Consider the following 26,312-nt stretch of genomic DNA (forward strand, 5'->3'; position numbering starts at 1 on the left):
GCGCCGGTGTCAGGCCGTCCGGTGCGCCGTGAGCAGCAGGAACTCCCACTCCATCACACCGTCGCGGGTGTGCTCCTCGGCGAGTGCGTCCAGTTCCCGGTCCAGGGCCGCCGCACGGTCGGAGTCCTCCCCCAGCGACCGGTAGACGGCGATGGTCGGGCCGTAGCAGGTCTTGAAGAAGGTGCGGAACGAGCCCGGTTCGGGGAAGGCGTCGACGCGGACCGTGCGCCGCCGGGCCTCCACGTCCGTGACGCGGTCGCCGAGCAGTTCGTACACGTGTTCCTCGTCGCCCCACAGCGGGGGCGGCGACGCCCCGGGCGGCGGGGGCGGCGCGTACGGCTTCATCGCCGCGAACATGCGGCCGATGAAGCCCTGGGGCGTCCAGTTGGACATGCCGATCGTGCCTCCGGGGCGGCACACCCGGACCATCTCGTCCGCGGCCGCCTGGTGGTGCGGCGCGAACATGATGCCGAAGCAGGACATGACGACGTCGAACTCGCCGTCGGCGAAGGGCAGGTGCTCGGCGTCCGCCTCCTGCCAGTCCAGGCCCACCCCGCGCACGGCGGCCACCTGCCTGCCGATCTCCAGGAGTTCGGGCGTCAGGTCGCAGGCCACCACGTCCGCCCCGGCCAGGGCGGCCGGGATCGCCGCGTTGCCGGCGCCCGCCGCGATGTCCAGGACGCTGTCCCCGCGCTGCACGCCGCACTCCTTGACGAGTTGGGCGCCGGCCTCCGGGATGACGTGCGAGGCGACGGAAGGGTAGTCGCCCATGGCCCACATGGCCCGGTGGCGGGCCTTCAGCGCGCGATCGGCCGCGACCGCGTCGGTCGCCTCGGACATAAGACCGCCTCCAGGGCTCGGACCGACCCCCCTCCCGAGCATAGGCGGCCCCGCTCCCGGCCGCCGTCCGAGCCGGACCGCCGCCGGCCGGCCGTCCCCTATTCGCCGACGGCGACGTACCGGGTCACCTCGCCGTCGCACTCGGTCGTGCCGGCGTGGCCGGGGTCGGCGTCCAAAGCCACTCCGGCGCCCTCGAAAACCTCCTTCAGGCGCTGCCGCAGCGGTTCGCCGATGTAGTTGTGGTGCAGGTCGAGGCTTCCCAGGCGGGTGAGCGGCCGGCCGGCCAGCAGGGCGCGCGCCCCCTCGTCGGTCAGGATGCCCAAGGACAGGTCGAGGTGTTCCAGCCGCCCGACCACCGGCGCGGACGCCGCCGCGGCGGCGATCTCGTCCTGGATGTCGCTGTTGCGCAGGCCCAGTCGGCGCAGGCGCGGCAGCAGCGACCCCTCGAAGACGGGCGCCAGGTCGCCGATCTCGCAGTCTCCGCCGAACCAGCTCGTCCCGAGCCACAGCTCCAGGTTCTCCAGGGCGGGCAGGTCGCTGCCTGCGATGCCGCGCACTGCAGCCGCGGGCATCCCGCCCGTCTGCACGACCAGGGACCGCAGCGTGCGGTGCGTGAGCGCCCGCAACTCCAGTCCGCTGCCGCCCCGCACACCGAGCTCCTCCAGCTCCGGAAGCCCCTCCAGGAGCAGACCGACGTCGCCCTGGTATATGGCGGAGATCTCCAGCTCCCGGTTGTCCATGTCGCCGAGGAACACGGCCCGCAGGGCGGGGAACTGCTCGCGGGCCTCCAGGATCGCGGCGTTGACCTCGTCCGGGCCGACCTCGACCGTGTGCCGCAGGCAGCCGACGACGAGCGACCGCACCCGGGTCGTGTCCACGGCGGCCCGGAACCGCGCGAACACGTCCGGCCAGGCCTCCCGCACCTCCCGGGGGTCGGCCGAGATCCGCCAGGCCACGCGGTCCGGCTCGGGCAGTGCGGCCGCGCCCCCCTCCGGACCGCCGGGGAAGTCGTGCACGGGAAGCCCGTACCACTGTGTCAGACGTCCCGGATACCCCATGGTCCTTCTCCCGCCCTCTGGTCCGTTGCGCCCGGTCGGGCCCGGTGCAGGGCAGTTGTAGCAAGCGGCACCGACAGCCGCCGCACGGCCGCTGTCAGTGGCATGCGTCACAGTGGAGGGGATGCCGATCCGCTGGAAGAGGTGGACCCCATGGGGTACGCGATCCAGGCCGAGGGCCTGGCCAAACGGTTCAAGGAGACCCGCGCGCTCGACGGGGTCGACCTGGCGGTGCCCGCGGGCACCGTCCTGGGGCTGCTCGGGCCCAACGGGGCGGGCAAGACGACCGCGGTGCGGATCTTCGCCACCCTGCTGCGCCCGGACGCAGGCCGGGCCGAGGTCGGCGGGCACGACGTGGTCAGGCAGGCGGGCCGGGTCCGCTCGCTGATCGGCCTGACCGGGCAGTACGCCGCCGTCGACGAGAACATGACCGGCACGGAGAACCTGGTGATGATCGGCCGGCTGCTCGGCCTGTCCCGCCGCCCCGCGCGGACCCGGGCGGCCGAGCTGCTCGACGGCTTCGGCCTCGCAGACGCGGCCGGGCGGGCCGTGAAGACGTACTCGGGCGGCATGCGCCGCCGCCTGGACCTCGCGGCCAGCCTCGTCGGGCGGCCGCAGATCCTCTTCCTCGACGAGCCGACCACGGGGCTCGACCCGCACAGCCGCGGCGAAGTCTGGGACATGGTCCGCGAGCTGGTGGCCGACGGCATGACCGTCCTGCTGACCACGCAGTACCTGGACGAGGCCGACCGGCTCGCCGACAGCATCGTCGTCGTCGACCAGGGCAAGGTCATCGCCGACGGCACCCCAGACCAGCTGAAGTCCCAGGTCGGCGGCCAGGTGCTGCACCTGCGCCCGCTCCGCGCCGAGGACCTCGCGCCGGCGTGCGCGCTGGTCGCGGAGGAGGCCGGGCCGCAGACCAAGATCGAGGATGAGGTCATCACCGCCCCCGTCGGCGACCCGGCCCTGATGCCGCGCGTCGTGCGCCGCCTCGACCAGGCCGGCATGGCCGTCGCGGAGCTCACCCTGCGCCGCTCCTCCCTCGACGAGGTGTTCCTCGCCCTCACCGGCCACCGCGCCCGGCCGGAGGCCCCGCCCGCCGGCAGCGACGACCACGACCCCGACGCCTACGCACCCGCCGGGAGCCCGTCATGACCAGCGCCGCCGTCACCGACGCCCTCGGCCCCTCCGGCACCCGGGTGCGACCGCTCGCCGCCCTCCAGCAGACCGCAACGATGGCGTGGCGCAGCCTCATCTCCGTCAAGCACAACCCGCTCGAACTGGTCGACTACAGCATCACGCCGATCATGTTCGTGTTCCTGTTCACCTACGTCTTCGGCGGCCAGATGGCGGGCTCGCCGCAGGAGTACCTCCAGTACGCCCTCGCCGGGATCATCGTCCAGAACACGCTCTTCATGAGCATGTACACCGCCATGTCGCTCAACACCGACCTCACCAAGGGCGTCTTCGACCGGCTCCGCAGCCTGCCCATCGCCCGCTCCGCCCCGCTCTTCGGGCGCATAACCGCCGACCTGGCCAAGCAGCTGTGGGCGATGCTCCTGATGATCGGCCTGGGCACCCTGCTCGGCTTCCGGCTGACCGGCGGCCTCGGCGGCTTTCTCGCCGCGACCGTGCTGCTCCTCGTCTTCGCCGCGGCCGTGTCCTGGACCGCGGTCCTGATCGGAATGCTCGCCGGGGACGCCGAGAAGGTGCAGGTGTACGCCTTCACCTTCATCTTCCCGATCACCTTCACGAGCAGCGCGTTCGCCCGCGTCGACACCATGCCGGGCTGGCTCCAGGCCTGGGTGAACGTCAACCCCGTCACCCACCTCTCGGACGCCTTCCGCGGCCTCCTGCTCGGCACCCCGGCCGGCGGGCCCGTCCTTTGGTCCCTGGCCTGGGCCGCGGCCATCACCGCCGTGTTCATGCCGCTGGCCATGCGGGTGTACGGATCCCACAGCCGCTGACATACCGGACCGGGCGGGGGACGACGGGGGAGGCGGGGACGTGTCGCACCGGACGCACCGGAATGGTCCGCGGCCGAGGCGGCGGCCCTCGCGCGCAGCCGGGGAGTCGATCTTGCGGCTTCCCCCTGGGGACGCCGCCCGGAGGCAGGCCGGTTCCCGCGGGTCGGGCGGGGGCGGCGGGCCGCCGGCCGGGGCGCGGTGGGGTCAGCGGTCGTCGGGGCGGTTGGGAACGTCGCGGTCCTCCTCCGGGACCGCCTCCTCGGGGCGGCGGCCCAGTTCCTCCGGGGTCTTGCCCGCCGCCCGGCCCGGAGCCGGTCGTGAGCGGTCCCGGCCCTTGCGGGACCGGTCCTGCTCCTCGCCTCCGCTGCCCGACCCGCGGCCGGTGTCCTTCGTTCCGTCCATGGCGACGGCTCCCGTCTCTCGTGCCCTGCGTGCCGGCGCACGGCGGGCGTGCGCCCACCCTCACACGGCCGGTGCCCGCCGGCATCTTTTCGATCACGGACGGTGACCGGCGCCGCCCGCTCCCGCCACCCCGGTGTGTGCGACCCGGCCGGCCGGGTAGGGGCGGCGCGCGGGAAGGAGACGCATGCCATGGGCCCTGCCGACCTGAGCACCTGGCTTCTGACCGCCGCCCAGCGCGGCAATCCGGACACCCGCCTCGACCGGCGCCACCCCGGTGGCGTCGCCTGGTCACGGGGGAACGAGGCGCGGCCGGTGGTCCACGGAGCCGCCTACTTCGCGGAACTGCTGGAACGGATCAGCGCCATGCACGCCGGCGACCTGCTGCTGTTCACCGACTGGCGCGGCGACCCGGACGAACGGCTCGCCCCCCACCACACCCCCGACGGCCGCACCCACGACGGCGACCGCGCCGGCAGCGAGATCGGCGCCGTGCTGTGCCGGGCCGCCGAACGCGGCGTCGTCGTCAAGGGCCTGGTGTGGCGCTCGCACCTGGACCGCTTCCAGTTCAGCGAGACCGAGAACCGGCACCTCGGCGAGGAGATCGAGGAGGCCGGCGGCGAATGCCTCCTCGACATGCGGGTCCGCCCGGGCGGCTCGCACCACCAGAAGCTCCTCGTACTCCGCCACCCCGGCCGGCCCTGGCTCGACATCGCCTACGCCGGCGGCATCGACCTGTGCCGCAGCCGCAATGACGACGCCGCGCACGGCGGCGACCCCCAGGCCCTCCGCATGGCCGACGCCTACGGCCCGAACCCGCCCTGGCACGACGTACAGCTCGCCCTGCGCGGGCCCGTCGTCGGCGACCTGGAGGCCGTGTTCCGCGAGCGGTGGGAGGACCCGGCACCCCTCAGCCGCAGCCCCCTCACCCGGCTGCGGGCCCGCGCACACCGCGAGGACACCCACGCCGACGGGCTTCCGCCGCAGCCCCCCGACCCCGAACCGTGCGGCCCCCACACCGTGCAGGTGCTGCGCACCTACCCCAACCGGCTGTTCGGCGGATACTCCTTCGCCCGCGACGGTGAGCGCAGCATCGCCCGCGGCTACCTCAAAGCCGTCCGGCGGGCCCGCTCCCTGATCTACCTGGAGGACCAGTACCTGTGGTCGCCGCGCGTCGTCGACTGCTTCGCGCAGGCCCTGCGGGCCCACCCCGAGCTGCGGCTGACGGCCGTCATCCCCGCCGTCCCGGAACAGGACGGCCGGCTGACCCTGCCGATGAACCTCATCGGCCGCATCACCGCCCTGAACGGGCTGCGCCGGGCCGGCGGCGACCGCGTCGCGGTGTACGCGCTGGAGAACCACGCCGGTACGCCCGTCTACGTCCACGCGAAGGTCTGCGTCATCGACGACGTGTGGGCGTCCATCGGCTCCGACAACATCAACCTCCGCTCCTGGACGCACGATTCGGAGCTCAGCTGCGCCGTCCTGGACGACACCGCCGACGGCCGCCCGCCCGCCGATCCGGCCGGCCTCGGTGACGGCGCCCGGTCCTTCGCCCGACGGCTGCGCCTGGAGCTCTCCCGCGAGCACCTCGACCTCGACCCCGCCGGCGACGACGCCCTCTGCGACCCGGTGGCCGCCTTCGACGCGTTCGCCGCCTCGGCCGCCGCCCTCGACGCCTGGCACGAGGGCGGCTGCCGCGGCCCGCGCCCGCCGGGGCGGCTCCGCCTGTACGTGCCGCCCGAGTTGTCGACGCCGGCCCGGATCCTGGCGACCCCCGCCCACCACCTTCTCGTCGACCCGGACGGCCGTCCGTTCCGGCTGCGCCGCCGCAACGCCTTCTGATCAGCCCGCCCGACCGGCCGCGGCCCGCCGGGGCCGTCACGCAGGTGCCGTTCTCGCCGCGCAGGACCGCAGTGCATCGCCTAGGTTGATGGCCGGGGGGAGTTCCCGACCCGAGGAGTTCGCTATGGCTGACAAGGGCAAGATGGAGCAGGCCAAGGGCAAGGCGAAGGAAGCCGTCGGAAAGGTCGCCGGCAACAAGCGCATGCAGGCCGAAGGCAAGATGGACCAGGTCCGGGGCGAGGCCAAGGAGGCCCGCGCCGATCTCGACGATCGCGCCCGCGAAGCGGGAGAGCAGATGCGCGGCAAGCACAGGAAGAAGTAGCCGCAGACCGACGCGCGACCGCCCGCCCGCAGCGGCCCCGGTGCCCGACACCGGCCGCGGCGCGGCGGGCGCCGCCGTTCCACGGCCCACGCCGCCGGCCCGTCACGGCCGCCGCCGGCCATCCGCCGCGGTCAGCGCCACGAGGCCGGGGCCGCGTCCGCCGTCGTGTCACCCGCGGAGCCCGACCGTCCCGCCACCGGGACTGGCCCGCCGCCCGGCGTCACCGGCAGAGCAGCCGCTCCAGGCGCTGGACGACGGCCCCCGCCCCGTCCTGCGCGGTCATGCGCCCGGCGGCGCGGGCGGCCTGGGCCCGGTAGCCCGTTTCGTCCACCGCCCGGCGCAGTTCCCCGGCGAGCGACTCGGCGGTCAGGTCCCGGTACGGGATCGGGCCCGTGGCCGCGCCGAGGGCGGCGACCCGGCGGGACCAGAACGGCTGGTCGGCGGTGACCGGTACCGGGACGGACGGGACGCCCGCTTCGAGGGCGGCGGCCGTCGTGCCGGCGCCCCCGTGGTGGACGACGGCGGCGGTGCGCGGGAAGAGCAGCCGGTGCGGGACCTCGCCGATGTCGAGGACGTCGTCGCCGGACGCCCCGGCGGACAGACCGGCCGCGCCCGCCTGCAGGACGCCCCGCAGGCCCGCGGCCCGCAGCGCCCGTACGGCGATCTCCGCGAGTCGGGCGCCTTCGCCGGCCGCCATGCTGCCGAAGCCGACGAACACCGGCGGCGGACCGGCGTCGAGGAAGTCGGCCAGGTCGCCGGGGAGCCGGGTGCCGGGCGGGCAGTAGGGCCACCAGTTGCCGACGACGTCCAGTCCGGGCCGCCAGTCCGCCGGCCGGGGCAGCAGCACCTCGCTGAATCCGTGCAGGACCTCCCACCGGCTGCCCTCCCTCCGCCGCCGCACCTCCCCCTGCGGTACGGCGGGCAGCCCGAGCTCGGCCCGCAGGTTCCGCGCGGCCTCGGCGTGCATCCGGTCGACGACGCGCACGGCCAGGCGGCCCATCGCCCGGTTCCCCCACCCGCCGAGCGAGCGGCCCGCGGACACCACCGGCGGGAAGGCGGATGTCGGCGCCACCGGCTGGAGGTACGCGCCCAGCGCCGGCACCTCCAGGGCCTCGGCCAGGTGCCAGCCGAGCGGCGCCGTCGTCGTCGACAGCAGCAGGGCGTCCGCCCCCGGCTCCGCGGCCCGTACGAGGCCCTGCCCCAGCTCCCGCATGAACGCGGCGGCCCTGCGCATCAGCTGCCCGCGCCCGCCCGGCGCCGCACCTCCGCCACCGGCGCCCTCCGGCCGGGCCGGGGTGCGCCAGTCGACGGGCAGGCCGCGGAACTCCAGCCCCGCCCGCTCCGCCATGCCGGCGAACCCCTCGGGCGCGGCCAGGGCCACGTCGAAGCCCGCCGCGCTCAGCCGCGCCCCCAGGCCGGTGTAGGGGGCGACGTCCCCGTGGGATCCGGCCGCCAGGATCAGCACCCTCACCGCGACCGCATCCTCTCCGCGTTGGCGCGGACGGCGTCGCGCAGGTAGCGGTCCAGGCCGGGCCGCTGCTCGGGCGGCGGGACGACCAGGGCGAACGCCCGCGCGTCCTCCGTGTACTCGTCCGCGATCCGGCAGTGCGCCTCCGGCGGGCACGGCGTGAACCAGCGACCGATGTGGCCCCGGTGCTCCTCGGCGACGTCCATGGCCGGCGCGCTGTCCGCGGCGGCCCCCTCCTCGAAGACGCGCAGGAGCGTGCGGCGCCATTCCGCGGCCTCGGCCATGATGGCCCGCCAGTCCTCCTTCGTGTGGGCGGCGGCCCGTGCCATCGCCTCCCGGTGACTCGCGCTCTCGCCCCACTTCAGGTGCGCGTCGGTCGCGTAGCTCAGGTCGAACGCCACGTCGCCGAACACCTCGAAGCGCTCCTCGGGCGTCAGCCGTACCCCGGTCCCCTGCACCTCGATGGCCCGCTCGGCCACTTCAACGAGCCGGTTCAACCGGTCGACCTGCTCCTTCAGCGCCCGGTGCCGCTCGCGCAGGTACGCGAGGGGGTCCGCCCCGGGGTCCGCCAGGAGGGCGCGTACCTCCTCCAGGGAGAAGCCGAGTTCGCGGTAGAAGAGGATCCGCTGGAGCCGGGCCAGGTCGGCGTCGCCGTAGAGCCGGTAGCCGGTCGGGCTGCGCTCGCCGGGGGTCAGCAGCCCCGCCTTGTCGTAGTGGTGCAGGGTGCGTACGGTCACCCCGGCGAATCCGGACACCTGTCCGACCGAGTAGCTCATGGGAAGCCCTTTCGTCGGCCCCAGCTTGCAGCCTGACGCAGGGTGAGGGTCAAACCGCGGGCCGGTGCCGGGCGGCGAAGGGGCCTCCGGCGCCGAAGGCGTGCCGTGCGAAGCGCTCGCCGATGAGCCGGTGGGTCGCCGCGTCCGGGTGCAGGTTGTCCGGCAGCGGCAGCGCCGCCGCGTCGGCCGGACCGTACAGGGCGAGGCCGTCCAGGTGGTGCAGGTGCGGGTCGGCCGCGGAGCGCTCGCGGACGATGCGGGCCAGCTCCTCCCGTACGACGGCCAGCGTCAGCTTCCCGGCGGGCACCTCGCGGGGGTCGCCGGCGGCCAGGAAGGCGGGCCGCCCCGCGGCGAGTGAGGCCGGGTCGAGCGCGGTCGGGCCGGGGGTGTCCTCGTGGACGGGGCACAGGATCGGCGAGACGACCAGCAGCGGCACGTCGGGCCGGCCCTCGCGGATCGTGTCGAGGAACCCGTGCACGGCGGGGCCGAACGCCCGGCGGCGCATCAGGTCCAGGTTGACGACGTTGACGCCCACCTTGAGGCTGACCAGGTCCGCGGGGGTGTCCCGCAGAGCGCGCGCGGTGAAGGGGTCGAGGAGCGCGCTGCCGCCCAGCCCGAGGTTGACGAGGTCGGCGCCGCCGAGCGCGGCGGCAACGGCCGGCCATGTCCGGGTGGGGCTCGCGGCGGTGGAGCCCTGGCTGATCGAGCTGCCGTGGTGCAGCCACACCGGCCGGCCGCGGTCGGGCAGCGGCTCGACGGGGGCGTCGGTGCGCAGTGCGACCAGCTCGGTCGTCTCGTCGTGCGGCAGCCATATCTCCACGTCCTTGGCGACTCCGGGCAGGCCGGTGAAGCGGACGGTCGCGGGCGGGCCGGGCCGCAGCTCGCTGCTCCAGTCGGCCGGGTCGACGACGAGGGTGCGGCCGCCGCGGGCGCTGCCCTGCGCGGTGAGCCGGCCGTCGACCAGCAGGTCGTAGACGCCGTCCGGGCGGGGCACGCCGGCGTGCACCCGCTTCGTCGGCAGGGTGTCGAGTTCCACGGTGGTGGCGCGGGTGCGGAAGGCCAGGCGCACGCCGGAGGGCTGGGACTCGGCGAGGGCGAGCTGCCCGTCGGCGCACTGCTCGCGGGCCGCGGCGGGCAGCCGGTGCGGCAGCAGTCCGTGCGGGGTGCGCTCCAGTTCGGCGGCGCCGTGCACGAGGGCGGCGGTGATCGGGGTGGCCGCCGTCGGGGCGGGGGCTGTGCCCCCGCCTGCTGCGGGGCGGTGTGCGGGGTTCACGGGGTGCTCCAGGGAGGGCGTCGGGCGGGTCGCGGGGTCAGCGGGCCGGCGGCCAGGTGCGCAGCAGGTGGTCGAGGGCGTCGACGATGCGCTCCCAGCTCTCCTGGCTGTCGGGGGCGCTGTGGGCGAAGCCGCCGGAGTTCTCCAGGTCGACGTAGCCGTGGAAGAGGCTGCCGAGCATGCGGACCGCATGCGTCTGCTCCGGTTCGGCCAGTCCGTAGCCGCGCAGCACGGCCCGCGTCAGCCGGGCGTGGCGTACACCGGCACTGGCCAGGGCGGTGTCGGTGTCCAACGGGAAGCGGGTCGCCGCGTACCGGCCGGGGTGGCGGCGGGCGTACGTGCGGAAGACCTCGGCGTAGGCGGCGAGCGCGTCCCGGCCGGACCGGCCTGCCAGGGCGTCGGCGGCCAGATCGGCCAGCTCCTCCAGCGCGAGCAGGGCGATCCGGGTCTTGAGGTCCCGGGAGTTCCGCACGTGCGCGTACAGGCTCGCCACCTTGACGTCGAAGCGGCGGGCGAGCTCCGACAGGGTCACCCCGCCGAAGCCGATCTCGTCGGCCAGCTCCGCTCCCGCCTGTGCCAGCCGCTCCGCCGTCAGTCCGGCCCGCCCCGCCATCCGGTCTCCCTCCATCGTGCCCGTCTCTGCCTGAAGAGAGTATGGTTCTGCCTAAATGGATTAGGCAAATGCAAAAGCTGCGTGGGCATGGTGAGGACGGACGCGCCCCCGGCCGGGCCAATCCGACGCCGGGAACCGCCGCCGGGCGACCCTGGTGGCTCCCGGGCCGGCACGGCCCCCGGCCGGAAGGAACGCCGTGGCGGCAGCACCCGACGAGCACACCCCCGCCGGCCGGTACGGCGAGGACCTGTTCCCACCGGGCCTGGCCGGCGAGGGCGACCGCATCGACCACGCCGCCCTCGTCTACGACCCCTACACCCGCGAGCGCCTGACCGCCCTCGGCGCCGGTCCCGGCACGCGCTGCCTGGACGTCGGCGCGGGCACCGGGACCGTCGCGCGATGGCTCGCCGAGGAGGCCTGCGCCGACGAGGTCGTCGCCCTCGACCGGGACACCGGCCACCTCGACCGCCTCGCCGGCGACCGGCTGCGCGTGCGCGCCGCGGACCTGACGCGGCTCGCCGACGAGCCCGGGCTGGGTACCTTCGACCTCGTCCACGCCCGGTTCGTCCTCATGCACCTCCCCGAGCGGCAGCAGGTCCTCGACCGGCTCGTCGGCCTGCTCAACCCCGGCGGGCACCTCGTCCTCAGCGACGCGGCCGACGTCCCCGACCCCGCCGACACCGGCTCCCCGTACCGCCGCACCCTCGACGCCATGTGGCACACACTGCGGGAGACCATCGGCACCGACCTCGCCGCCGTACGCGCCCACCCGCACGCCCTGCGCGCCGCCGGCCTGCACGACGTCACCGCGGAACTGGTGTGCCCGCCGCTGCGGCCCGGCACCCCGCTCGCCGCCTTCTGGACCGACACCCTCCGCCGGCTCCGCCCGGCCCTGCTCTCCGGCGGCCGCCTCGACGGGACCACCCTCGACGAGGCCCTCGCCTACCTCGAATCCCCGGACCTCGCCGAACTCGCCCCCGGCATGCTCACCGTGTGGGGCCGCCGCCCGTAGCCCCGGGCCGGCGGCCGTACGCCGACCGCCCCGGGCTCCGGCGCGCGGCCGGTGCCCGGGGCGGTGCGGCGGAGCCGCGCTCAGTACCGCAGCGCCCTCGCCGTCTGCGCGGTGACGCTGCCCGACAGCTCGTGCGTACTGCGCGCGGTGGCCTCCTTCCGGCCGTTCGCCGCCACGTCGTCGACGGTCACCACCACGGTGTCGACCGTGTTGCCGTCCCCGTCCTTGAAGTCGACCTGGACCGCGAACGACTTCGCCGCACCGTCGGTGTTCTCCACCGTCACCGGCACCTCCGTGCGCCCGTCGGACGCGGCGGTCGGCTTACCGAGGGTGACGGCGCCCTTCGCGTCCACCCCGCCCTTGACCTCGTCCAGCTTCTTCCGTGCCTCCGCGGCTGCCGAAGCCGCCGCGTCCGCGGCGTGCGTCGCGGCCGCCGAGACCTCGGCGCCGGCCGACCGGACCGCCGACGCGGCCCGGGACGCCGCGTCGGAGGCGGAACCGCCGTTCGAGCAGCCCGCCGCGCCCAGGACGCCCGCCGCGACCGCCGCCGCCCACACCGTGCCCACCGGTCGTCGCCTCACCGTGTCCCGCCTCCTCGAAGTCCTGCGTCCATGCCGCCTGTCGACGCCGCCGCGGGCCCGCCGCCCGCACGACCCGCCGGCGCATCCGGATGAAGCGCCCGCCCGGCGGGACGCCGCCCGCTCACCGGCCGCCCAGCAGGGCGCAGGCGAAGTCCTCCTGGACGGTCCGCAGCCGGGCCAGCAGCCGCGCCTTGACGTCCTTGTCCACCTGCGTGTTCACCGCGAAGACCAGGGAGCGCGTGCCGTCCGGGGTGCTCGCGGCCAGCAGCGTGTAGCCGGGGGTGTTGCCGGTGTGCCCGTACAGCTCGCCGCACCGGGTCGTGTACCGGAAGATCGCCGCGCCGGCGGCGTTCGTACCGGGGCCCGCCGGCTCCGAGGAGCCGCCCGGGATGAAGGCCAGCTGCTCCTCGCGGGTCCCGGGGGAGACGAGGGAGGGGCCGCCGTAGGCCCGGATGAACGCGCCGAGTTCCTCCGGGGTCGTCACGATGCCGCCGGAGGCCCAGCTGCCGGACGCGCTGACCAGCTCGCTGACGTCCTCGGGTTCGGCCGGCGGGCTGACGTCGTACCCGTGGATGTACGGTTCGGGCAGCCGGTAGCCCTGCGGGAGGCTGGTCCGGCGCAGCGCCACCGGCCGGTACACCAGATCGGCGAGGAGCTCCTCGTAGCGGCGCCCGGTCGCGGCCTCCGCCATGAGGGCGACCGCGATGTTGTCGGAGTTCGAGTACTCGTACAGCGATCCGGGGGCGAAGCGCAGCGGCTCGTCGGCGACGAAGTCCAGCAGCCTCCGCGAGTCGAAGCGGTGGCGCGGGTCGGCGACGACGATCTCCCGGAACTCCGGGTCGGCGCTGTAGTCGGGCAGGCCGCTGGTGTGCCGCAGCAGCTGCAACAGTGTCACCGCGTGCCAGGCCGCGGGCAGGCGGGGCAGCCGCTCGCCGATCGTGTCGTCGAGGGAGAGCAGGCCGCGGTCGACGAGGCGCAGGGCGACGGCCCCGCTGTAGGCCTTGGACACGCTGGCGATGCGCAGGTGGTCGTCGGCCCGAGGGGGCCGGCCGGTCGCCAGGTCGCCGGTGCCCGCCGTGTACGCCTGCGTGCGGCCGTCGCGGGTCAGCAGGGCGATCGCGCCGGGCGGGCCGTCGTCCTGGGCGACCAGCCGGTCCAGCTGCTGCTGGAGGCGGCCGTCGCGCGGCTGCGGCGGCGGTTCGGGGGTACGGGCGGCCTGCGCGGGCGGCAGCAGGCCGCCGAGTGCGGCGGCGGCCAGGGCGGCGACGGTCAGTCCGGTGCGGAGTCGGTGTCGGCGGGTGCGGATCGGCACGTGCGGTGCTCCAAGGGGCGTACGGAGGCGGCGCGCCCGGGGGTGCTGCGCGCGCTCCGCCCCGGTGCCCCTGCCTGCCTGGTGCTGGGGCCGCAACGGCCCACTCTGTCCGGCCCCAGCAGTAGCAGGCCCGGCCCGCGGCGGCGGGGCGGCGCGCGCCCCGCCCCGCCCGGTTGGCGGACACCGCGGCCTCCGGCGGGGAGTGCGTACGCGCCCTGCGGGCGCTCCGGGACGGGCCCCGGGGCGGTGTCTCTCCCGTCGCCGGTCCGCTGGGGCCGCCGTACACTGCCGACAACGCCCGGGACGGCGACGGCCGTCGATTCCTGCGACGGAAAGCGGTCGACCATGGCGGCAGTGCAAGCGGAACCGCTCGTCTCGCCGGTCGGGTCGCACAACGAGTGGGACCCGCTCGAAGAAATCATCGTCGGGCGCCTCGACGGTGTGCGGATCCCCTCCCGGCACCCCGTCGTGGCCTGCAACATCCCGCCCTGGGCGGCCCGCCTCCAGGGGCTCGCCGCAGGCTTCCGCTACCCGCGCGTCCTCGTCGAGAGCGCACAGCAGGAGCTGGACGGGTTCGTCACCCTGCTGGAGTCCCTCGGCATCACCGTCAGGCGCCCCGAAGCCGTCGACTACGGGCGCCGGTTCGCCACCCCCGACTGGTCCTCGCGCGGCTTCTGCAACTCCTGCCCGCGCGACAGCATGCTCGTCGTCGGCGACGAGATCATCGAAACGCCGATGGCCTGGCCGTGCCGTTACTTCGAGACGCACTCCTACCGCCCGCTGCTCAAGGAGTACTTCCGGGCCGGAGCCCGCTGGACGGCCGCGCCCAAACCGGAGCTCGCGGACGCGCTGTTCGACCCGGGGTTCCGGGTGCCGAAGCCCGGCGAGCCGATGCGCTACATCCTCACCGAGTACGAGCCGGTGTTCGACGCCGCGGACTTCGTACGGGCCGGGCGGGACCTGTTCGTCACCCGCAGCAACGTCACCAACCGCAGCGGCATCGACTGGCTGCGCCGCCACCTCGGGCCTGCGTACCGCATCCACGAGATCGAGAGCCGCTGCCGCACCCCGATGCACATCGACACCACGTTCATGCCGCTGGCACCGGGGAAGGTGCTGGTCAACCCCGAGTACGTGGACGTCGGCCGGCTGCCAGCCGTGCTCGACTCGTGGGAGGTGCTGGTCGCCCCCGAGCCGGAGCCGATCCGCGACCGGCTGCTCAGGACCGCCTCGCTGTGCGGCAAGTGGCTGAGCATGAACGTCCTGATGGTCGACGAGAAGCGGGTGATCGCGGAACGGCACCACACGGGCATGCTCCGCGCCCTCGAACGGTGGGGCTTCGAGCCGATCCCCTGCGACCTGCTGCACTACGCGCCCTTCGGCGGTTCGTTCCACTGCGCGACGCTCGACGTGCGCCGCCGCGGCGGCCTGGAGTCGTACTGCCCCTGACACCCGGCCGGCGCCGCACCGTCAGCCGTCCAGGTCGAGGGCGTTCTTGGCGCGGGCGACGGAGGACTCGGGGGCCGGCCCGCCCGCGTTCTGCGTCGCCAGCGCCTGGTTGAGCGCCACGAACGGCCGCATCCGCCGCTCGTACGCCGCGAACGCGGCACCGTGGTCGCCGCCGGCGCCGCCCAGGCAGTCCGCCAGCACGTAGGCGCCCGCCAGGGCCAGGCTCGTGCCCTGTCCCGAGAGCGGGGAGGGGCAGTACCCGGCGTCGCCGAGCAGGACCACCCGGCCCCGCGACCAGCCGTCCATGCGGACCTGCGCGATGGCGTCGCAGTGGAAGTCCGGCGCGTCCAGGGCGGCCCGGGCAAGACGCTGCCCCTCCCACCGCAGGGAAGCCAGCCGGTCCGCGACGAGGTGCCGCACCGCGTCGCCGCGGCGGAGCTCCGCGGGAAGAGGGCCGGACTCGAAGCCGAAGGCGATCCTGAGCTCGGTGTTGCCGCGTACGGGCATGATGCCGAAGCCCGCGCCACCGTCGCGCAGCCACAGCTGCCAGTCCTCCAGGCCGAGGAAGTTCTCCGCGCCGAACACCGACAGGTGGCTGCCGAGGTGGTGCACGAAGTCCTCCTCCGGCCCGAAGGCCAGCCGCCGGACGGCGGAGTGCAGGCCGTCCGCGCCGACCACGAGGTCGAAAGTGCGGGCGGGACCGTGCGCGAAGCCGGCGCGCACCCCGTCGCCGTCCTCGTCCAGGGAGGTGATGAAGTCGCCGAAGACGTACTCGGCTTCGCCGCGGGTATGCTCCCACACCATCTCCACCAGGTCCTCCCGCAGCAGCTCGATGTCGTCGCCGTCGAGGCGGCCGCTGCTGAACGTCTCCTCGGTGGAGCGGGACAGCTCGCGCCCCAGCGGGTCGAGCACCGACATGCCGCGCATCCGCGTCCGTACGGCGGCGGCCCGCTCCAGGAGCCCCGTCCTGGCCATGACGTCGCGGGCGACGCCCCGGATGTCGACGGCCTGGCCGCCCCGCCGCGGGCCCGCGGCGCGTTCGACGACGGTGGGGGCGAAGCCGCGGCGGCGCAGCCAATGGGCGAGGACGGGGCCGGCGATGCCGCCGCCGGAGATCAGGACGGTCTGCACAGGTGCCTCCCGGCAATGAGTGCTCGTACGGTGTACGCGCTGAACGTACGACGTACGCGCAGCTGCACTCAACCAGGTCAACCAGACTTCTGTACTAGGGCAGTTGGTCCATTGGAGTTCTCCGCGCTGCTAGCCTCTGTACTAGGACAGCCAGGAGAGGCGGCGGGACGTGACGAACACCACGGGTGCGACGGGGGAGCCCCCCTACCGGCGCATCGCCGCGGACATCCGGCGCCGCATCGCGGAGGGGGCGCTCTGCCCGGGCGACCCGGTCCCCTCGACCCGCAGGCTCGCCGCGGAGTGGGGCGTCGCGCTCGCCACCGCCACCAAGGCCCTGGCCGTCCTGCGCCTGGAGGGGGCCGTCGAGGCCCGCCCGCGGATCGGCACGGTCGTCGCCGGCACCGGGCCCGCCGCCCCGCAGCCGCGTCGGCGCCCGTCCGCCGCACCGGACCCCGAACGCGAGCTGAGCCTCGCCCGGATCGTCCGCGCGGCCGTCGACATCGCCGACAGCGAAGGGCTCCCGGCGCTCACCATGCGCGCCGTCGCGGCCCGGCTCGGCGTCGCCCCGATGTCGCCCTACCGCCACGTCCCCGGCAAGGACGACCTCGTCCTCCTCATGGCCGACGCCGTTTTCGGCGAGGCGTCCTATCCCGCCGGTGCCGCGGGGGAGTGGCGCCCGCGCCTGGAGCTGGGAGCGCGCACGCTGTGGTCCGTCCACCGCAGACACCCCTGGCTCGCGCAGGTGGGCCCCCTGACCCGCCCCCTCCTCGTGCCCAACCTCCTCGCCCACGCCGAGTGGATGCTGAGCGCCCTCGACGGCCACGGCCTGGAGCCCGCCGCGCAGTTCGAGGTCAACGTCCTGTTGTACGGCCACGTCCACGGCCTGGCCGTGCACCTGGAGAGGGAGGCGAACGCCGCCGCGGCCACCGGCCAGTCGGACGAGCAGTGGATGGACGGCCGGGCCGCCGCCCTGTCCGAACTCCTCGCGTCCGGCCGCTTCCCCACCTTCGCCAGGGTGGTCGGCTCCTTCCAGGACGGCTACGACCTGTGCCTCGACTCGCTGTTCGAGTCCGGCCTCAAGGCGCTCCTCGACGGCCTCGCGCCGGTCATCGAAGGCGGCGCCGCCCCGACTGGCAGTAATTGAATGCCGAGTGTCACTTCTGCCACTGTTCCGCGCCGACGGCCGGCTGGAAGGCTGGAGGCCGACCCGCCGCCGGGGCCGCACCCCGGCGCCCGCCCCCGACCGCAAGGCGCACCGTGACCACCACCGCTCCCACATCCCCAGTCCACCCCTCCGCCGCCTCACACCCCTCCGACATCGCCGCCGCGGCCGCCGCGGTCCTGCGCGGCCTCGCCCTCGACGAGGACCTGAAGTGGCGCGTCCCGGCGGATCCGGTCCTCGGCCCCCTGGCCCGCCGCGTGGCCCGCCGCTTCGTCGCAGGCGAGACCCTCGACGACGCCTGCGGGCGCGCCGCCGCCGTCCTGGCGGCCGGCCACCGCGCCAACGTCGAGTACATGGGCGAGAGCTGCCGCGACCCCCGGCGGGCGACCGCCGAGACCGAGGTGTTCGTGGAAGCCGCCGACCGGCTCCCGCCCGGCTGCTCGGTCTCCCTCGACCTCTCGCACATCGGCCTCGCCGTCGACCCCGACCTGGCCTTCGCCAACGCCTCCCGCATCGCGCGGGCCACCGCCGACACCGGCCGCGAGATGGTCGTCTCGGCGGAGGGCGCCGACCGCACCGACGCCGTGCTGGCCCTCCACGAGCGGCTGACCGCCACGTACGACCACGTCGGCATCACCCTCCAGGCCCGACTGCACCGCACCCGCGAGGACCTGCCCCGCGTCCTGGCCCGACCGGGCCGCGTCCGCCTCGTCAAGGGCGCCTTCGCCGAGCCGGAGGCCGTCGCCCTGCCCCGCGAGTCCCCCGAACTCGGCGTCCGGTACCTGGAGTTCGCCGACGCCATCGCCGACGCCGGGCACCTGTGCTCCTTCGCCACCCACGACTGGGACCTCCTGCGCCGCCTCGACGAGCGGCTCGGCGGATCAGGCCGCCCCGACGCACCCTGGGAGTTCGAGACGCTCCTGGGCCTCGGCCCCGACCGCCTCGCCGCGATGGCCCGGCTCGGGCACCCCACCCGCGAGTACGTCGTCTTCGGCACGGAGTGGTGGCTCTACGTGTGCAACCGCCTCGCCGAGGACCCGCAGCGCCTCCTGCGCGCCGTCGTCGACGCGGCCTCCTGACGGCCGCCGCCCGCCCGGCGGAGCCTCGGCCATGTCGGTGGATCGTGCCGCCCGCCGGGCGCGGACGACCGCCCCGGCGGGCCCGCCGGTGTTCACTCGGTGCCGGCAGGCCCCGCACCCGCGCGGGGCACCGCAACCCTCCGGGAGGCCCGGCATGCAGTTCGTCCAGATCATCGACTTCGAGACGGAGCGCATCGAGGACGTGCGCAAGCTGCTGCACGACTACGACGAGCGCGCGCGGTCGGAGGGCCGGCAGACCGGCCCGGTCAGCCGCCTGCTGCTGAAGGACCGCGCCAACCCCAACCGCCACCTGGCCGTCGTCGGCTTCGACTCCTACGAGACCGCCATGGCCAACAGCCGCGCCCCCGAGACCGACGCGTTCGCCTCCCACATGGCGCAGCTGCTGACCAGGCCGCCGGTCTACATCGACTGCGACGTCGAGGAGCAGGACGGCGGCCGCGGCTGACCCGCGCCGCCGAGCGGCCCCGATGTTGAAAACCGGACGTCCGGCACGGAGAGCGGCCCCGCCCCGGCCGGGCGACCATGGAGGGGTGGAGACGACGGAGCCGCCGCGGAGCCGGCGCGGCCGGGGCACGGGGCGATGAGCGACCCCGCCGGCATGGAAGGGCTGGTCAGCAGCGCCGCGCAGGCCGCCGGCGGGTGGCTCGGGGCCCTCCCCATCGCCCAGGTCGCCACCAGCGCCGACGGCACCATCGTCCGCTGGAACCGGGCCGCCGCCGACCTCCTCGGCTACGGCCCCCAGCAGGTCATGGGCCGGCACATCGCCGACCTGCTGCACCCGGGCGTCGACCGCACCCTCGGCCGCTCCCTGTGGGAGGCCGCCACCAACCGGCGCGGCGTCATGGGCACCGTCACCGCCTGGCACGCCGACGGGCACCCCCTGGAGCTGGAGATCTGGGCCTGCCCCGTGCCCGACCAGCACCACGGCCCGTCCGCGCTGCTCGTCTTCGCCGCCGACGCGCACGCCGCCCGCCGCATCCGCGGCTCGTCCGCCGTGTGGGACGGCCTCTTCACCCGCTCCCCGGTCGGCATCGGCGTCCTCGACACCGAGCTGCGGTTCCTCCAGGTCAACCCGGCCCTCGAGCAGATGAACGGCCTGTCGCAGGCCGCGCACGTCGGGCGGCGGCTCACCGAGCTGCTCCCGGAGGTCAACGCCCACGAGATGGAGGAGGCGATGCGGCAGGTCCTGGAGACGGGACTGCCCATCCTGGACCTGCGGCGCACCGGCCGCACGCCCGCCCGCCCCGACCGCGACCGCGTGTGGTCGTGCTCGTACGTCCGGGTCGAGGATCCCGCCGGCCGCCCGATCGGCGTCGTCGCCACCCTCCTCGACATCACCGAGAAGCAGCACGCCCAGGTCGAGGCCGAGGCCGGCCGGCGCCGCCTGGCCCTGCTCAGCGAGGCGTCCATGCGGATCGGGTCCAGCCTGGAGGTGGAGCGGACCGCCCAGGAACTCGCCGACCTCGCCGTGGGCCGCCTCGCCGACGCCGTCACCGTCGACGTCCTCGACTCCCTCGCCCGCGGCGACGACACCGGCAGCGGCCTCGCCGGCGGCACCGCCCTGCGCCGCCTCGGCAAGGCGCCCCTGACCGGCTCCCCGGTCATCGACGTCCTCGCCCCGCTGGGCCGCACCCTCACCTTCCCCTACACCGCCCCCTACACACAGGCCCTCTCCGCCCGCCGGCCGTTCGTCGTGCCCCGCCTGAACGAGGAGGTCATCGCCCCGGCAAGCCGGCACACCAGCCGCCCCGCCCGCCTGCTCGCCCTCGGCGTGCACTCCGTGATGATGGTGCCGCTCGTCGCCCGGGAGACGGTGCTCGGCGTCGCCGGCTTCTACCGCACCGGCCCGTTCGGCCCGTTCGCCGCGGACGACGTCACCCTCGCCTCCGAACTGGCCGCCCGGGCCGCCGTCGGCATCGACAACGCCCGCCTCTACCACCGCGAGCACGACACGGCGCTCACCCTCCAGCGGAGCATGCTGCCCCAGTACATCTCCGCGCCGCCCGGCGTGGAGGTCGCCCACCGATACCTCCCCGCCAGCGACGTCAACGAGGTCGGCGGCGACTGGTACGACGTCCTGCGGCTGCCCGGCGGCCGGGCCGCCTTCCTCATCGGCGACGTCATGGGCCACGGCACCGCGGCCGCCGCCGTGATGGGCCGGCTCTCCGCCAGCGTCCGGGCGCTCGCCCGGCTCGACCTGCCGCCGCCCGAACTGCTCCGGCAGCTCGAAGCCGCCCTGGAGGACCTGGCCGAGCCGATGCTCGCCACCATGTGCTACGTCGTCACCGACCCGGCGACCGGCCGGTGCAGCGTGGCCCGCGCCGGGCACCCGCCGCCCGCGCTCCTCGCCCCCGGCCGCGCCGCACGGCTCCTCGACGTACCGCCCGACCCGCCGCTCGGCGTGGGACACCCCCGATACACCACCACCCACCTGACGGTGGAGCCCGGGAGCATCCTCGTCCTCTACACCGACGGACTCATCGAGGCCCGCGGCAGCGACATCGACGAACGGCTGGCCGAACTGACCCGCACGCTCTCCGAGGAACCGCACCCCACCCTCGCCGGACTCGCCGACGGCCTGCTGGCCCGCCTCGTCCCCGCCTCCGCCGACGACGACATCGCCCTCCTCATCGCCCGCATCGAACCCCCCTGACCGGCTGACGGCGCACGGCGCCGCGGACGGCTCACCGTCGGCCATTTCCCGGAGCGCCTAGTTCCGCCCGTGGTGCGGCTCCGCCATGATGAGCGCCCGTCGGGTTCCGAAGGAAAGGACCGCCCATGGCGAGGCCGCGGATGGGGCAGGGCGTGCTGCGCCGCAAGCCGATCGATCACATCGACGAGACCGAGGGTGCCCCGAGCGAGCAGCTCGCGCGCACGCTCGGCCTGTGGCAGCTCACCGCCATCGGCGTCGGCGGCATCATCGGCGCCGGCATCTTCACCCTGGCGGGCACCGTCGCCAACGGCACCGCGGGACCCGCCGTCCTCATCTCCTTCCTCATCGCCGGCGTGGCCAGCGCCGCCGCGGCGTTCTCCTACGCCGAGTTCGCCGGCCTGATCCCGAAGGCCGGATCCGCGTACACCTACGGGTACGCCGTCCTCGGCGAGATCGCCGGCTGGTTCATCGGCTGGGACCTGCTGCTGGAGTACACGGCGATCGTCGCGGTCGTCGCCATCGGCATCTCCGGCTACTTCAACTTCCTCCTGGAGGCGACGGGCACGAGCCTGCCCGTCTGGATGCTGGGGGCGCCCGGCACCGGGGAAGGCCACCGCGTCGACCTCATCGCCGCCGTCCTGTGCCTCTTCACCGCCTACCTGCTCACCCTCGGCATCAAGAACGCCGCACGCTTCGAGACTGTCGTCGTCGTGCTCAAGGTTCTGGTGGTGCTGCTGGTCATCGTCGTCGGCTTCTTCCACATCGACACCGCCAACTACACGCCGTTCTTCCCCTTCGGCGTCGGCGGAGCCATCACCGGCGCGGCCACCGTCTTCTTCGCCGTCTTCGGCTACGACGCCATGAGCACCGCCGCCGAGGAGTCCAAGGACGCCCAGCGCCACATGCCCAAGGCGATCCTCTACTCGCTCGCCATCTCCATGGTGCTGTACGTGCTGGCCTGCCTCGTCCTGACGGGCATGCAGAACTACACCGAGATCGACCCGGAGAGCGGCTTCTCCACCGCGTTCCAGTCCGTGGGCCTCGACGGGGTCGCCAACATCATCGCCGTCGGCGCCATCATCGGCATCCTCACGGTGATGTTCACCTTCATGCTCGGTGTGACGCGCGTGTGGTTCTCCATGAGCCGCGACGGCCTCCTGCCGCACTGGTTCGCCAAGACGCACCCGACCCGGCACGTACCGACGCGCGTCACCTGGATCGTCGGCGTGGGCTCCGCGCTCATCGCCGGGTTCGTGCCGATCGGCGAGGCCGCCGAGCTCACCAACATCGGCATCCTGCTCGCGTTCGCCGTCGTGTGCACCTCCGTCATCGTGCTCCGCTACCGGCGCCCCGACCTGCCGCGGCAGTTCCGCACCCCGCTGATGCCGTTCACGCCCGCCATCGGCGTCATCGCCTCCCTCTGGCTGATCACGTACCTGCGGGTGGAGACCTGGCTCCGCTTCGCGCTGTGGTTCCTCATCGGGCTGATCGTCTACCTCGGCTACTCCTACCGGCACTCGAACCTCGCCAAGACGCAGCCGGAGGCCGGAGCGGGCGACCGGCGCCCGCCCGCATAGCCCGCGGGGAACCCCGACGACCCCTCTTCGCCACGGGTTTCACACGTCGTCCGAACCGCCTGACAGGAGCGGCCGCGCGTGGGACCTTGGTGGCTCCGCCACGAGGAGGGGGATGCATGCCGAAGTACGCCGGCAGCGAAGCCGAAGCCGAGAAGGACCTCCTGGAGTACTGCGCCTCGATCGGGTTCGACCCCGAGTGGGTCGAACCGAGGGACTGGCAGACGACGATCGGGATCGCCCGCAACGAGAAGTACGGCTTCACCGAAGCCCACAACGCCATCGACAAGGACAAGGAGCGGCTGCTCAAGGCGGGCGCCCGCGACGCGCGCCAGGCCAGGCTCGACGCGGACCCCGGCGGCCTGCTCGCCGCCGTGGCCAAGCACTACGCCCTCAAGGACACCCTCGTCCCCGTCATCCTCAAGCAGTGCGCCGCCGCCTACGTGGGCGGGGAGCGCGTGAACCTCGGCCTGGGCGGCTCCCCCCTCGACCCCGCCGCGTACGAGGAACTGCGCGAGGAGTGGCGGGCCGCCTCCCAGCTCGCCGGCGGCGGCGTCTTCACCGGGTTCGTCAGCCACCCCCCGCAGGACAAGGCGGCCCTCGGCAAGGGCAGCGTGGGCGCCACCCTCGCCCGGCGCAAGGTCCAGGGGAACCTCCTCGTCAAGATCGCCGGGGTGCGCTTCAACATGCACGTCGACGTCGAGGAGTAGCCCGCGCCGCCACGGCCGTGCCCGCGCGGGCGGAAGCCGCACGCGCGGGCACGGGGCCACGGGCTCACGGCGGCCGGCGGGTCTGCCGTCAGCCGTCGTGCCGCGCCGTTCGCGGGCCCGGGGCCAGGCGGCGGGCCGCCGGGCCAGGCGGCGGCAGGGGGACGGGGTGCGCCCCGTCGTGGTCCCGACCGTGCTCCCCGAGCGGGCGCGTACCCTCGGCCGCGCGGGCCATCCACTGCCACGGGCCGGACCCGGCCGCCTCCCGCGGGGCGGCCGCCCCCGGCGCCGGCTCCCGGTCGGAGATCCACGTCGTCAGCGTGAAGCGGTAATCCTCGAACCGGCCGCTCGGGCAGGTCGAGGGGACGACCTCGTGGAACGCGCAGGACGGGAAGAAGACGAGGGTGTCGTGCTCCGGCTCGACGGTCCGGTACGTCTCCGCCGGCCGCGCCCCGCCCTCGCCGTCGACGACGGTGTCGTACAGGCGGAGCCGCCCGCCGCCGAAGCCGCGAGGCCTGCGGTGCAGGTAGTAGACGGCCGACAGGGCGGTGCCGACGTCGCGGACCCGGGACGCGTCGGTGTGGATGCCGTAGTGCCCGCCCTCGCCGTGCGCCGTCAGGACCGTCACCGACCGGTCCAGGACCGCCCGCCGCCCCAGGACCTCCTGCACGAGCGGCAGGCAGTCCGCCAGGTGCGCGCTGAACACCTCGCTGGCCACGGGCAGGACCAGCGAGTCCCGGCCCTTGCGGGACACCTCGCCGGTGAGGGGGTCGCGCACGGTGCCGGCCCGGAAGTCGTCCTGCCGGGATATCGCGTACTCCAGGAGGGCGTCGGCGCGCTCGGCGCCCAGGAAGCCCTCGAACCGGCAGACGGGCGCCGGGACGACGAGCGAGGGGGACCACCGGTCGGAGGGGGGCAGAGCCTGGAAGCTGATTTTCGTCGGCTTGGCCGGTTCCATCGCGTATCCGCTCATGGCCCCGAACGGTACGGGCCGCTCCGGCTCCGCCCGCAGGGGCACACAGGGGCGCACGGGGGTACGCGTCCCCGGCGGCCCCGCGGCCCGGTGCGCGCCGGGCGCTCGCCGCGCACCCCGGGCGCCGACCCCCCGGATCCACCCCCGCCGGAGGCACCCGCAGCACCCGGGACGCGCCCCGCCGCGCTCCGGGCGTCAGCGGCGGCCGGGCCCCCGGGCCGGAGGATTGTGACGGGCAGCCCGGCGGCGCGGGCGGCGGCCACGGTGTCGGCGGTGCCGCCCGGGCGCCCGCGCCGGCCGGCCCACACCGCCACCAGCAGGTCCGCCCGGCACAGCAGCAGGCGCCCGGCCGCCCCGTACGCGTGCGCCGAGGCGCGCCGGCAGGGCAGGGTCCGCACCTCGGACGCCGCCGCGCGCAGCCGGTCGAACTCGGCGCGCAGGGGGGCGCCACCATGCCCTCCCGGTAGTCGGCCGACGGCAGGACCTCGACGAGCCGGCCGCCGGCCGCGAGGACGGCCGGCCGCGAACAGCGCCTCGGCCGGCCACGACAGGCCGTCAGCCCGCGCTCCGGGCGTCAGTGGCGGCGGGGCCGGGCCGGTCGCGGGCCTCCGGAGGGAGGCGGACGTGCCCGGTGGCGGCCACGGCGGTCACCGGCGGTCTCCCGCCGGCGGGGCGGGCCGCGGGCGTGCGGCCGGTGTCGTGCGGGGTTCCCCCGGGGGCGGTGTGGCGATCGCCGGAGTGCGGCGGCGCGGCACCCGCCGCCCTCGGGCCGATCCCGTGCGGACGTGACACCGACGGTCGGGCGCCTTGGCCGACGGTGTGTCAGGCGGCTAGGGTTCGTTCGGCGGATCAGGGCCGGACGGGTCGCGGCGTCCGGTGCGGTGCATCGCAAGGCGCCGGAGGGTCGCGTTGGTCGGGCCCGTCGGCAAGGCGGCGAGGTGCCGTGCCGGACGCCGCGGACCCGGCCCTGATCCGCCGGACCGACCCCGGGGTCGCCCGTCAGCACCGCCCCGTCGCCTGACCGACAAGGCACTCCGTGACCCGTACCCCCGCCCAGCCCGCCCCCGCCGGATCCGCCGCCGGCCATGCGGCCCGGTCCGTGCGCCCGGCCCGCCCCGGCGAACTGCCCGCGCTCGTCGAGCACCCGGGCGACCCCGAGCGGAACGCCGCGACGCGCGCCTACCTCGCCCGGCTCCTCGACAGCGGGTGCACCCGCCCCGCCTGGTGCCTCGTCGCCGAAGGCGGTGACGGGCGGCCCGTGGGCAGCGTCGTCCTGTGGACCCTCCCCGGCCACCGGATTCCCCTGGCCGTCGTGCTGTTCGAAGCCCCCGGCGACGAGCCGGACACCGCGGCCGCGCTCCTCGAAGCCGCCGCCGGCCTCGCCGCCGAGCTGGGCGCGACCGCCCTGGAGCACGTCCTCGACGCGCCCGCGCAGGACCCCCAGTTCCAGCGCGACCCGGAGCGCCGGGCCTGCCTGCTGCGGCAGGCGGGGTTCCGGCAGATTCGCGACGGCCGCCGCTTCAGCCTGCACACCGGCCCGCACACCGGCGACCGGCTCCCCCCGGACGACCCGGCGCTCGTCTTCCGGTCCCTCGCCGAGCTGGGACCGGAGCCGTTCGTCGCCCTGCTCGAAGACCTCCTCACGGACACCGAGGACGCCCGCCTCGCCGCCGACGTCCGCGAACACGGCGCACGCCGCGCCGCCGAGCTGCTCTTCGAGGAGACCGCCGAGCTGAAGCACGAACCCGAGTGGTGGGAGATCGGCCACGACGCCGCCGACGGCACCCCGGCCGTCATCAGCCTGCCCGCGGAGAACCCGCTCGTCGCCGTGATCGGCTTCGTCGGCGTCGCCCCCGCCCACCGCGGCAAGGGATACGCCGCAGCGGCCGTCGTCCGCGCCACCCGCATCCTCGCCGCGCACGGTGCGACCGAGATCCGCGGGGACTGCGACGCGGCCAACACCGCGATGGCGAAGGCGTTCCTGCGCGCCGGGTACCGGGGCATCGCGAACCGGCAGGAGTTCAGCCGCCCGGTGTGACTCCGCCCCGGCGGCGGGCGGGACCGCGCCGGGGCACCACGGCGAATTCACCTGCCGGTCGC

At 75.2% G+C, this 26,312-nt stretch carries 24 protein-coding genes; 13 read left to right on the forward strand and 11 right to left on the reverse strand.

Features of this window, described 5'->3' with window-relative positions; genetic code table 11:
* Positions 1 to 9 precede the first annotated feature (9 nt).
* Positions 10 to 840 (reverse strand): class I SAM-dependent methyltransferase, encoded by an 831-nt coding sequence (locus IE170_RS28530; RefSeq protein ID WP_189812349.1) that lies wholly within the window; start codon positions 838 to 840, stop codon positions 10 to 12.
* 98 nt (positions 841 to 938) lie between these two features.
* Positions 939 to 1,898, reverse strand: a complete 960-nt coding sequence (locus IE170_RS28535) for an STM4015 family protein (protein ID WP_189812350.1) — start codon at positions 1,896 to 1,898, stop codon at positions 939 to 941.
* A 150-nt stretch (positions 1,899 to 2,048) separates the two neighbouring features.
* Between IE170_RS28535 and IE170_RS28540 the strand changes: the two genes are divergently transcribed.
* Both IE170_RS28540 and IE170_RS28545 read left to right on the forward strand, forming a co-directional pair.
* A complete protein-coding gene (locus IE170_RS28540; RefSeq protein WP_189812351.1) occupies positions 2,049 to 3,050 on the forward strand; it encodes an ATP-binding cassette domain-containing protein in 1,002 nt (333 codons plus the stop codon).
* Complete coding sequence (locus tag IE170_RS28545) at positions 3,047 to 3,862, forward strand: ABC transporter permease (RefSeq protein ID WP_189812352.1); 816 nt, start codon at positions 3,047 to 3,049, stop codon at positions 3,860 to 3,862. The genes IE170_RS28540 and IE170_RS28545 overlap by 4 nt, the downstream gene beginning before the upstream one ends.
* A 204-nt stretch (positions 3,863 to 4,066) precedes the next feature.
* Here IE170_RS28545 and IE170_RS28550 read toward each other — a convergent pair whose 3' ends face one another.
* Positions 4,067 to 4,264 (reverse strand): hypothetical protein, encoded by a 198-nt coding sequence (locus tag IE170_RS28550; RefSeq protein ID WP_189812353.1) that lies wholly within the window; start codon positions 4,262 to 4,264, stop codon positions 4,067 to 4,069.
* Positions 4,265 to 4,453: 189 nt separating this feature from the next.
* Between IE170_RS28550 and IE170_RS28555 the strand changes: the two genes are divergently transcribed.
* Both IE170_RS28555 and IE170_RS28560 read left to right on the forward strand, forming a co-directional pair.
* The gene (locus IE170_RS28555; RefSeq protein WP_189812354.1) at positions 4,454 to 6,106 is read left to right on the forward strand and encodes a phospholipase D family protein; all 1,653 of its coding nucleotides are present in this window, start codon (positions 4,454 to 4,456) and stop codon (positions 6,104 to 6,106) included.
* A gap of 124 nt (positions 6,107 to 6,230) precedes the next feature.
* Positions 6,231 to 6,428, forward strand: coding sequence for a CsbD family protein (locus IE170_RS28560; protein ID WP_114055686.1), 198 nt, complete (start codon positions 6,231 to 6,233; stop codon positions 6,426 to 6,428).
* Between the two features lie 220 nt (positions 6,429 to 6,648).
* On the opposite strand, the gene IE170_RS28565 is transcribed toward IE170_RS28560, so the two are convergent.
* Genes IE170_RS28565 through IE170_RS28580 form a run of 4 tightly spaced genes read right to left on the reverse strand, consistent with a single transcriptional unit; the run spans position 6,649 to position 10,558 of the window.
* Positions 6,649 to 7,899 (reverse strand): glycosyltransferase, encoded by a 1,251-nt coding sequence (locus tag IE170_RS28565; RefSeq protein WP_189812355.1) that lies wholly within the window; start codon positions 7,897 to 7,899, stop codon positions 6,649 to 6,651.
* Complete coding sequence (locus tag IE170_RS28570; protein ID WP_189812356.1) at positions 7,896 to 8,672, reverse strand: MerR family transcriptional regulator; 777 nt, start codon at positions 8,670 to 8,672, stop codon at positions 7,896 to 7,898. Before IE170_RS28570 ends, IE170_RS28565 begins: the two co-directional genes overlap by 4 nt.
* Positions 8,673 to 8,721: 49 nt before the next feature.
* Positions 8,722 to 9,945: a GDSL-type esterase/lipase family protein gene (locus IE170_RS28575; protein ID WP_189812357.1), complete on the reverse strand. Its 1,224-nt coding sequence runs from the start codon at positions 9,943 to 9,945 to the stop codon at positions 8,722 to 8,724.
* 37 nt (positions 9,946 to 9,982) lie between these two features.
* Positions 9,983 to 10,558, reverse strand: a complete 576-nt coding sequence (locus IE170_RS28580; protein ID WP_189812388.1) for a TetR/AcrR family transcriptional regulator — start codon at positions 10,556 to 10,558, stop codon at positions 9,983 to 9,985.
* A gap of 196 nt (positions 10,559 to 10,754) precedes the next feature.
* On the opposite strand from IE170_RS28580, the gene IE170_RS28585 reads away from it, so the two are divergent.
* Entirely contained in the window at positions 10,755 to 11,570 is an 816-nt protein-coding gene (locus tag IE170_RS28585; RefSeq protein WP_189812358.1) for a class I SAM-dependent methyltransferase, read from the forward strand.
* Between the two features lie 80 nt (positions 11,571 to 11,650).
* Here the strand turns inward: IE170_RS28585 and IE170_RS28590 are convergent, their stop codons facing one another.
* On the reverse strand, positions 11,651 to 12,151 hold the full coding sequence (locus IE170_RS28590) for a hypothetical protein (protein ID WP_229885247.1): 501 nt from the start codon (positions 12,149 to 12,151) through the stop codon (positions 11,651 to 11,653).
* A 121-nt stretch (positions 12,152 to 12,272) separates the two neighbouring features.
* Positions 12,273 to 13,463 (reverse strand): serine hydrolase domain-containing protein, encoded by a 1,191-nt coding sequence (locus IE170_RS28595; RefSeq protein ID WP_189812359.1) that lies wholly within the window; start codon positions 13,461 to 13,463, stop codon positions 12,273 to 12,275.
* A gap of 345 nt (positions 13,464 to 13,808) precedes the next feature.
* On the opposite strand from IE170_RS28595, the gene IE170_RS28600 reads away from it, so the two are divergent.
* Entirely contained in the window at positions 13,809 to 14,912 is a 1,104-nt protein-coding gene (locus IE170_RS28600; protein ID WP_189812360.1) for an amidinotransferase, read from the forward strand.
* 21 nt (positions 14,913 to 14,933) lie between these two features.
* On the opposite strand, the gene IE170_RS28605 is transcribed toward IE170_RS28600, so the two are convergent.
* On the reverse strand, positions 14,934 to 16,043 hold the full coding sequence (locus IE170_RS28605) for an FAD-dependent monooxygenase (protein WP_189812361.1): 1,110 nt from the start codon (positions 16,041 to 16,043) through the stop codon (positions 14,934 to 14,936).
* A gap of 169 nt (positions 16,044 to 16,212) precedes the next feature.
* On the opposite strand from IE170_RS28605, the gene IE170_RS28610 reads away from it, so the two are divergent.
* The 6 genes from IE170_RS28610 (at position 16,213) to IE170_RS28635 (ending at position 23,242) form a co-directional block, all read left to right on the forward strand.
* Complete coding sequence (locus IE170_RS28610) at positions 16,213 to 17,187, forward strand: TetR/AcrR family transcriptional regulator C-terminal domain-containing protein (RefSeq protein ID WP_189812362.1); 975 nt, start codon at positions 16,213 to 16,215, stop codon at positions 17,185 to 17,187.
* A 113-nt stretch (positions 17,188 to 17,300) separates the two neighbouring features.
* Positions 17,301 to 18,284 (forward strand): proline dehydrogenase family protein, encoded by a 984-nt coding sequence (locus IE170_RS28615; RefSeq protein WP_189812363.1) that lies wholly within the window; start codon positions 17,301 to 17,303, stop codon positions 18,282 to 18,284.
* Between the two features lie 154 nt (positions 18,285 to 18,438).
* The gene (locus IE170_RS28620) at positions 18,439 to 18,750 is read left to right on the forward strand and encodes a hypothetical protein (protein ID WP_189812364.1); all 312 of its coding nucleotides are present in this window, start codon (positions 18,439 to 18,441) and stop codon (positions 18,748 to 18,750) included.
* A 135-nt stretch (positions 18,751 to 18,885) separates the two neighbouring features.
* On the forward strand, positions 18,886 to 20,958 hold the full coding sequence (locus tag IE170_RS28625) for a SpoIIE family protein phosphatase (RefSeq protein ID WP_189812365.1): 2,073 nt from the start codon (positions 18,886 to 18,888) through the stop codon (positions 20,956 to 20,958).
* 125 nt (positions 20,959 to 21,083) lie between these two features.
* A complete protein-coding gene (locus IE170_RS28630) occupies positions 21,084 to 22,535 on the forward strand; it encodes an amino acid permease (RefSeq protein ID WP_189812366.1) in 1,452 nt (483 codons plus the stop codon).
* A 116-nt stretch (positions 22,536 to 22,651) separates the two neighbouring features.
* The gene (locus IE170_RS28635) at positions 22,652 to 23,242 is read left to right on the forward strand and encodes a hypothetical protein (protein ID WP_189812367.1); all 591 of its coding nucleotides are present in this window, start codon (positions 22,652 to 22,654) and stop codon (positions 23,240 to 23,242) included.
* 88 nt (positions 23,243 to 23,330) lie between these two features.
* On the opposite strand, the gene IE170_RS28640 is transcribed toward IE170_RS28635, so the two are convergent.
* A complete protein-coding gene (locus IE170_RS28640) occupies positions 23,331 to 24,212 on the reverse strand; it encodes a 2OG-Fe(II) oxygenase (protein WP_189812368.1) in 882 nt (293 codons plus the stop codon).
* A gap of 1,036 nt (positions 24,213 to 25,248) precedes the next feature.
* Here IE170_RS28640 and IE170_RS28645 point away from each other — a divergent pair.
* Positions 25,249 to 26,250: a GNAT family N-acetyltransferase gene (locus IE170_RS28645; protein WP_229885251.1), complete on the forward strand. Its 1,002-nt coding sequence runs from the start codon at positions 25,249 to 25,251 to the stop codon at positions 26,248 to 26,250.
* Positions 26,251 to 26,312 lie beyond the last annotated feature (62 nt).

The organism is Streptomyces toxytricini (assembly GCF_014649915.1).
GTDB lineage: Bacteria > Actinomycetota > Actinomycetes > Streptomycetales > Streptomycetaceae > Streptomyces > Streptomyces toxytricini.

What these genes read in the sequence shown, in the direction of transcription:
- IE170_RS28620 (WP_189812364.1), top strand. Translation starts at nt 18,439, where the DNA reads ATGCAGTTCGTCCAGATCATCGACTTCGAGACGGAGCGCATCGAGGAC.
- IE170_RS28600 (WP_189812360.1), top strand. Translation starts at nt 13,809, where the DNA reads ATGGCGGCAGTGCAAGCGGAACCGCTCGTCTCGCCGGTCGGGTCGCAC.
- IE170_RS28540 (WP_189812351.1), top strand. Translation starts at nt 2,049, where the DNA reads ATGGGGTACGCGATCCAGGCCGAGGGCCTGGCCAAACGGTTCAAGGAG.
- IE170_RS28580 (WP_189812388.1), bottom strand. Translation starts at nt 10,558, where the DNA reads ATGGCGGGGCGGGCCGGACTGACGGCGGAGCGGCTGGCACAGGCGGGA.
- IE170_RS28530 (WP_189812349.1), bottom strand. Translation starts at nt 840, where the DNA reads ATGTCCGAGGCGACCGACGCGGTCGCGGCCGATCGCGCGCTGAAGGCC.
- IE170_RS28545 (WP_189812352.1), top strand. Translation starts at nt 3,047, where the DNA reads ATGACCAGCGCCGCCGTCACCGACGCCCTCGGCCCCTCCGGCACCCGG.
- IE170_RS28560 (WP_114055686.1), top strand. Translation starts at nt 6,231, where the DNA reads ATGGCTGACAAGGGCAAGATGGAGCAGGCCAAGGGCAAGGCGAAGGAA.
- IE170_RS28570 (WP_189812356.1), bottom strand. Translation starts at nt 8,672, where the DNA reads ATGAGCTACTCGGTCGGACAGGTGTCCGGATTCGCCGGGGTGACCGTA.
- IE170_RS28555 (WP_189812354.1), top strand. Translation starts at nt 4,454, where the DNA reads ATGGGCCCTGCCGACCTGAGCACCTGGCTTCTGACCGCCGCCCAGCGC.
- IE170_RS28550 (WP_189812353.1), bottom strand. Translation starts at nt 4,264, where the DNA reads ATGGACGGAACGAAGGACACCGGCCGCGGGTCGGGCAGCGGAGGCGAG.
- IE170_RS28635 (WP_189812367.1), top strand. Translation starts at nt 22,652, where the DNA reads ATGCCGAAGTACGCCGGCAGCGAAGCCGAAGCCGAGAAGGACCTCCTG.
- IE170_RS28640 (WP_189812368.1), bottom strand. Translation starts at nt 24,212, where the DNA reads ATGAGCGGATACGCGATGGAACCGGCCAAGCCGACGAAAATCAGCTTC.
- IE170_RS28625 (WP_189812365.1), top strand. Translation starts at nt 18,886, where the DNA reads ATGAGCGACCCCGCCGGCATGGAAGGGCTGGTCAGCAGCGCCGCGCAG.
- IE170_RS28630 (WP_189812366.1), top strand. Translation starts at nt 21,084, where the DNA reads ATGGCGAGGCCGCGGATGGGGCAGGGCGTGCTGCGCCGCAAGCCGATC.
- IE170_RS28535 (WP_189812350.1), bottom strand. Translation starts at nt 1,898, where the DNA reads ATGGGGTATCCGGGACGTCTGACACAGTGGTACGGGCTTCCCGTGCAC.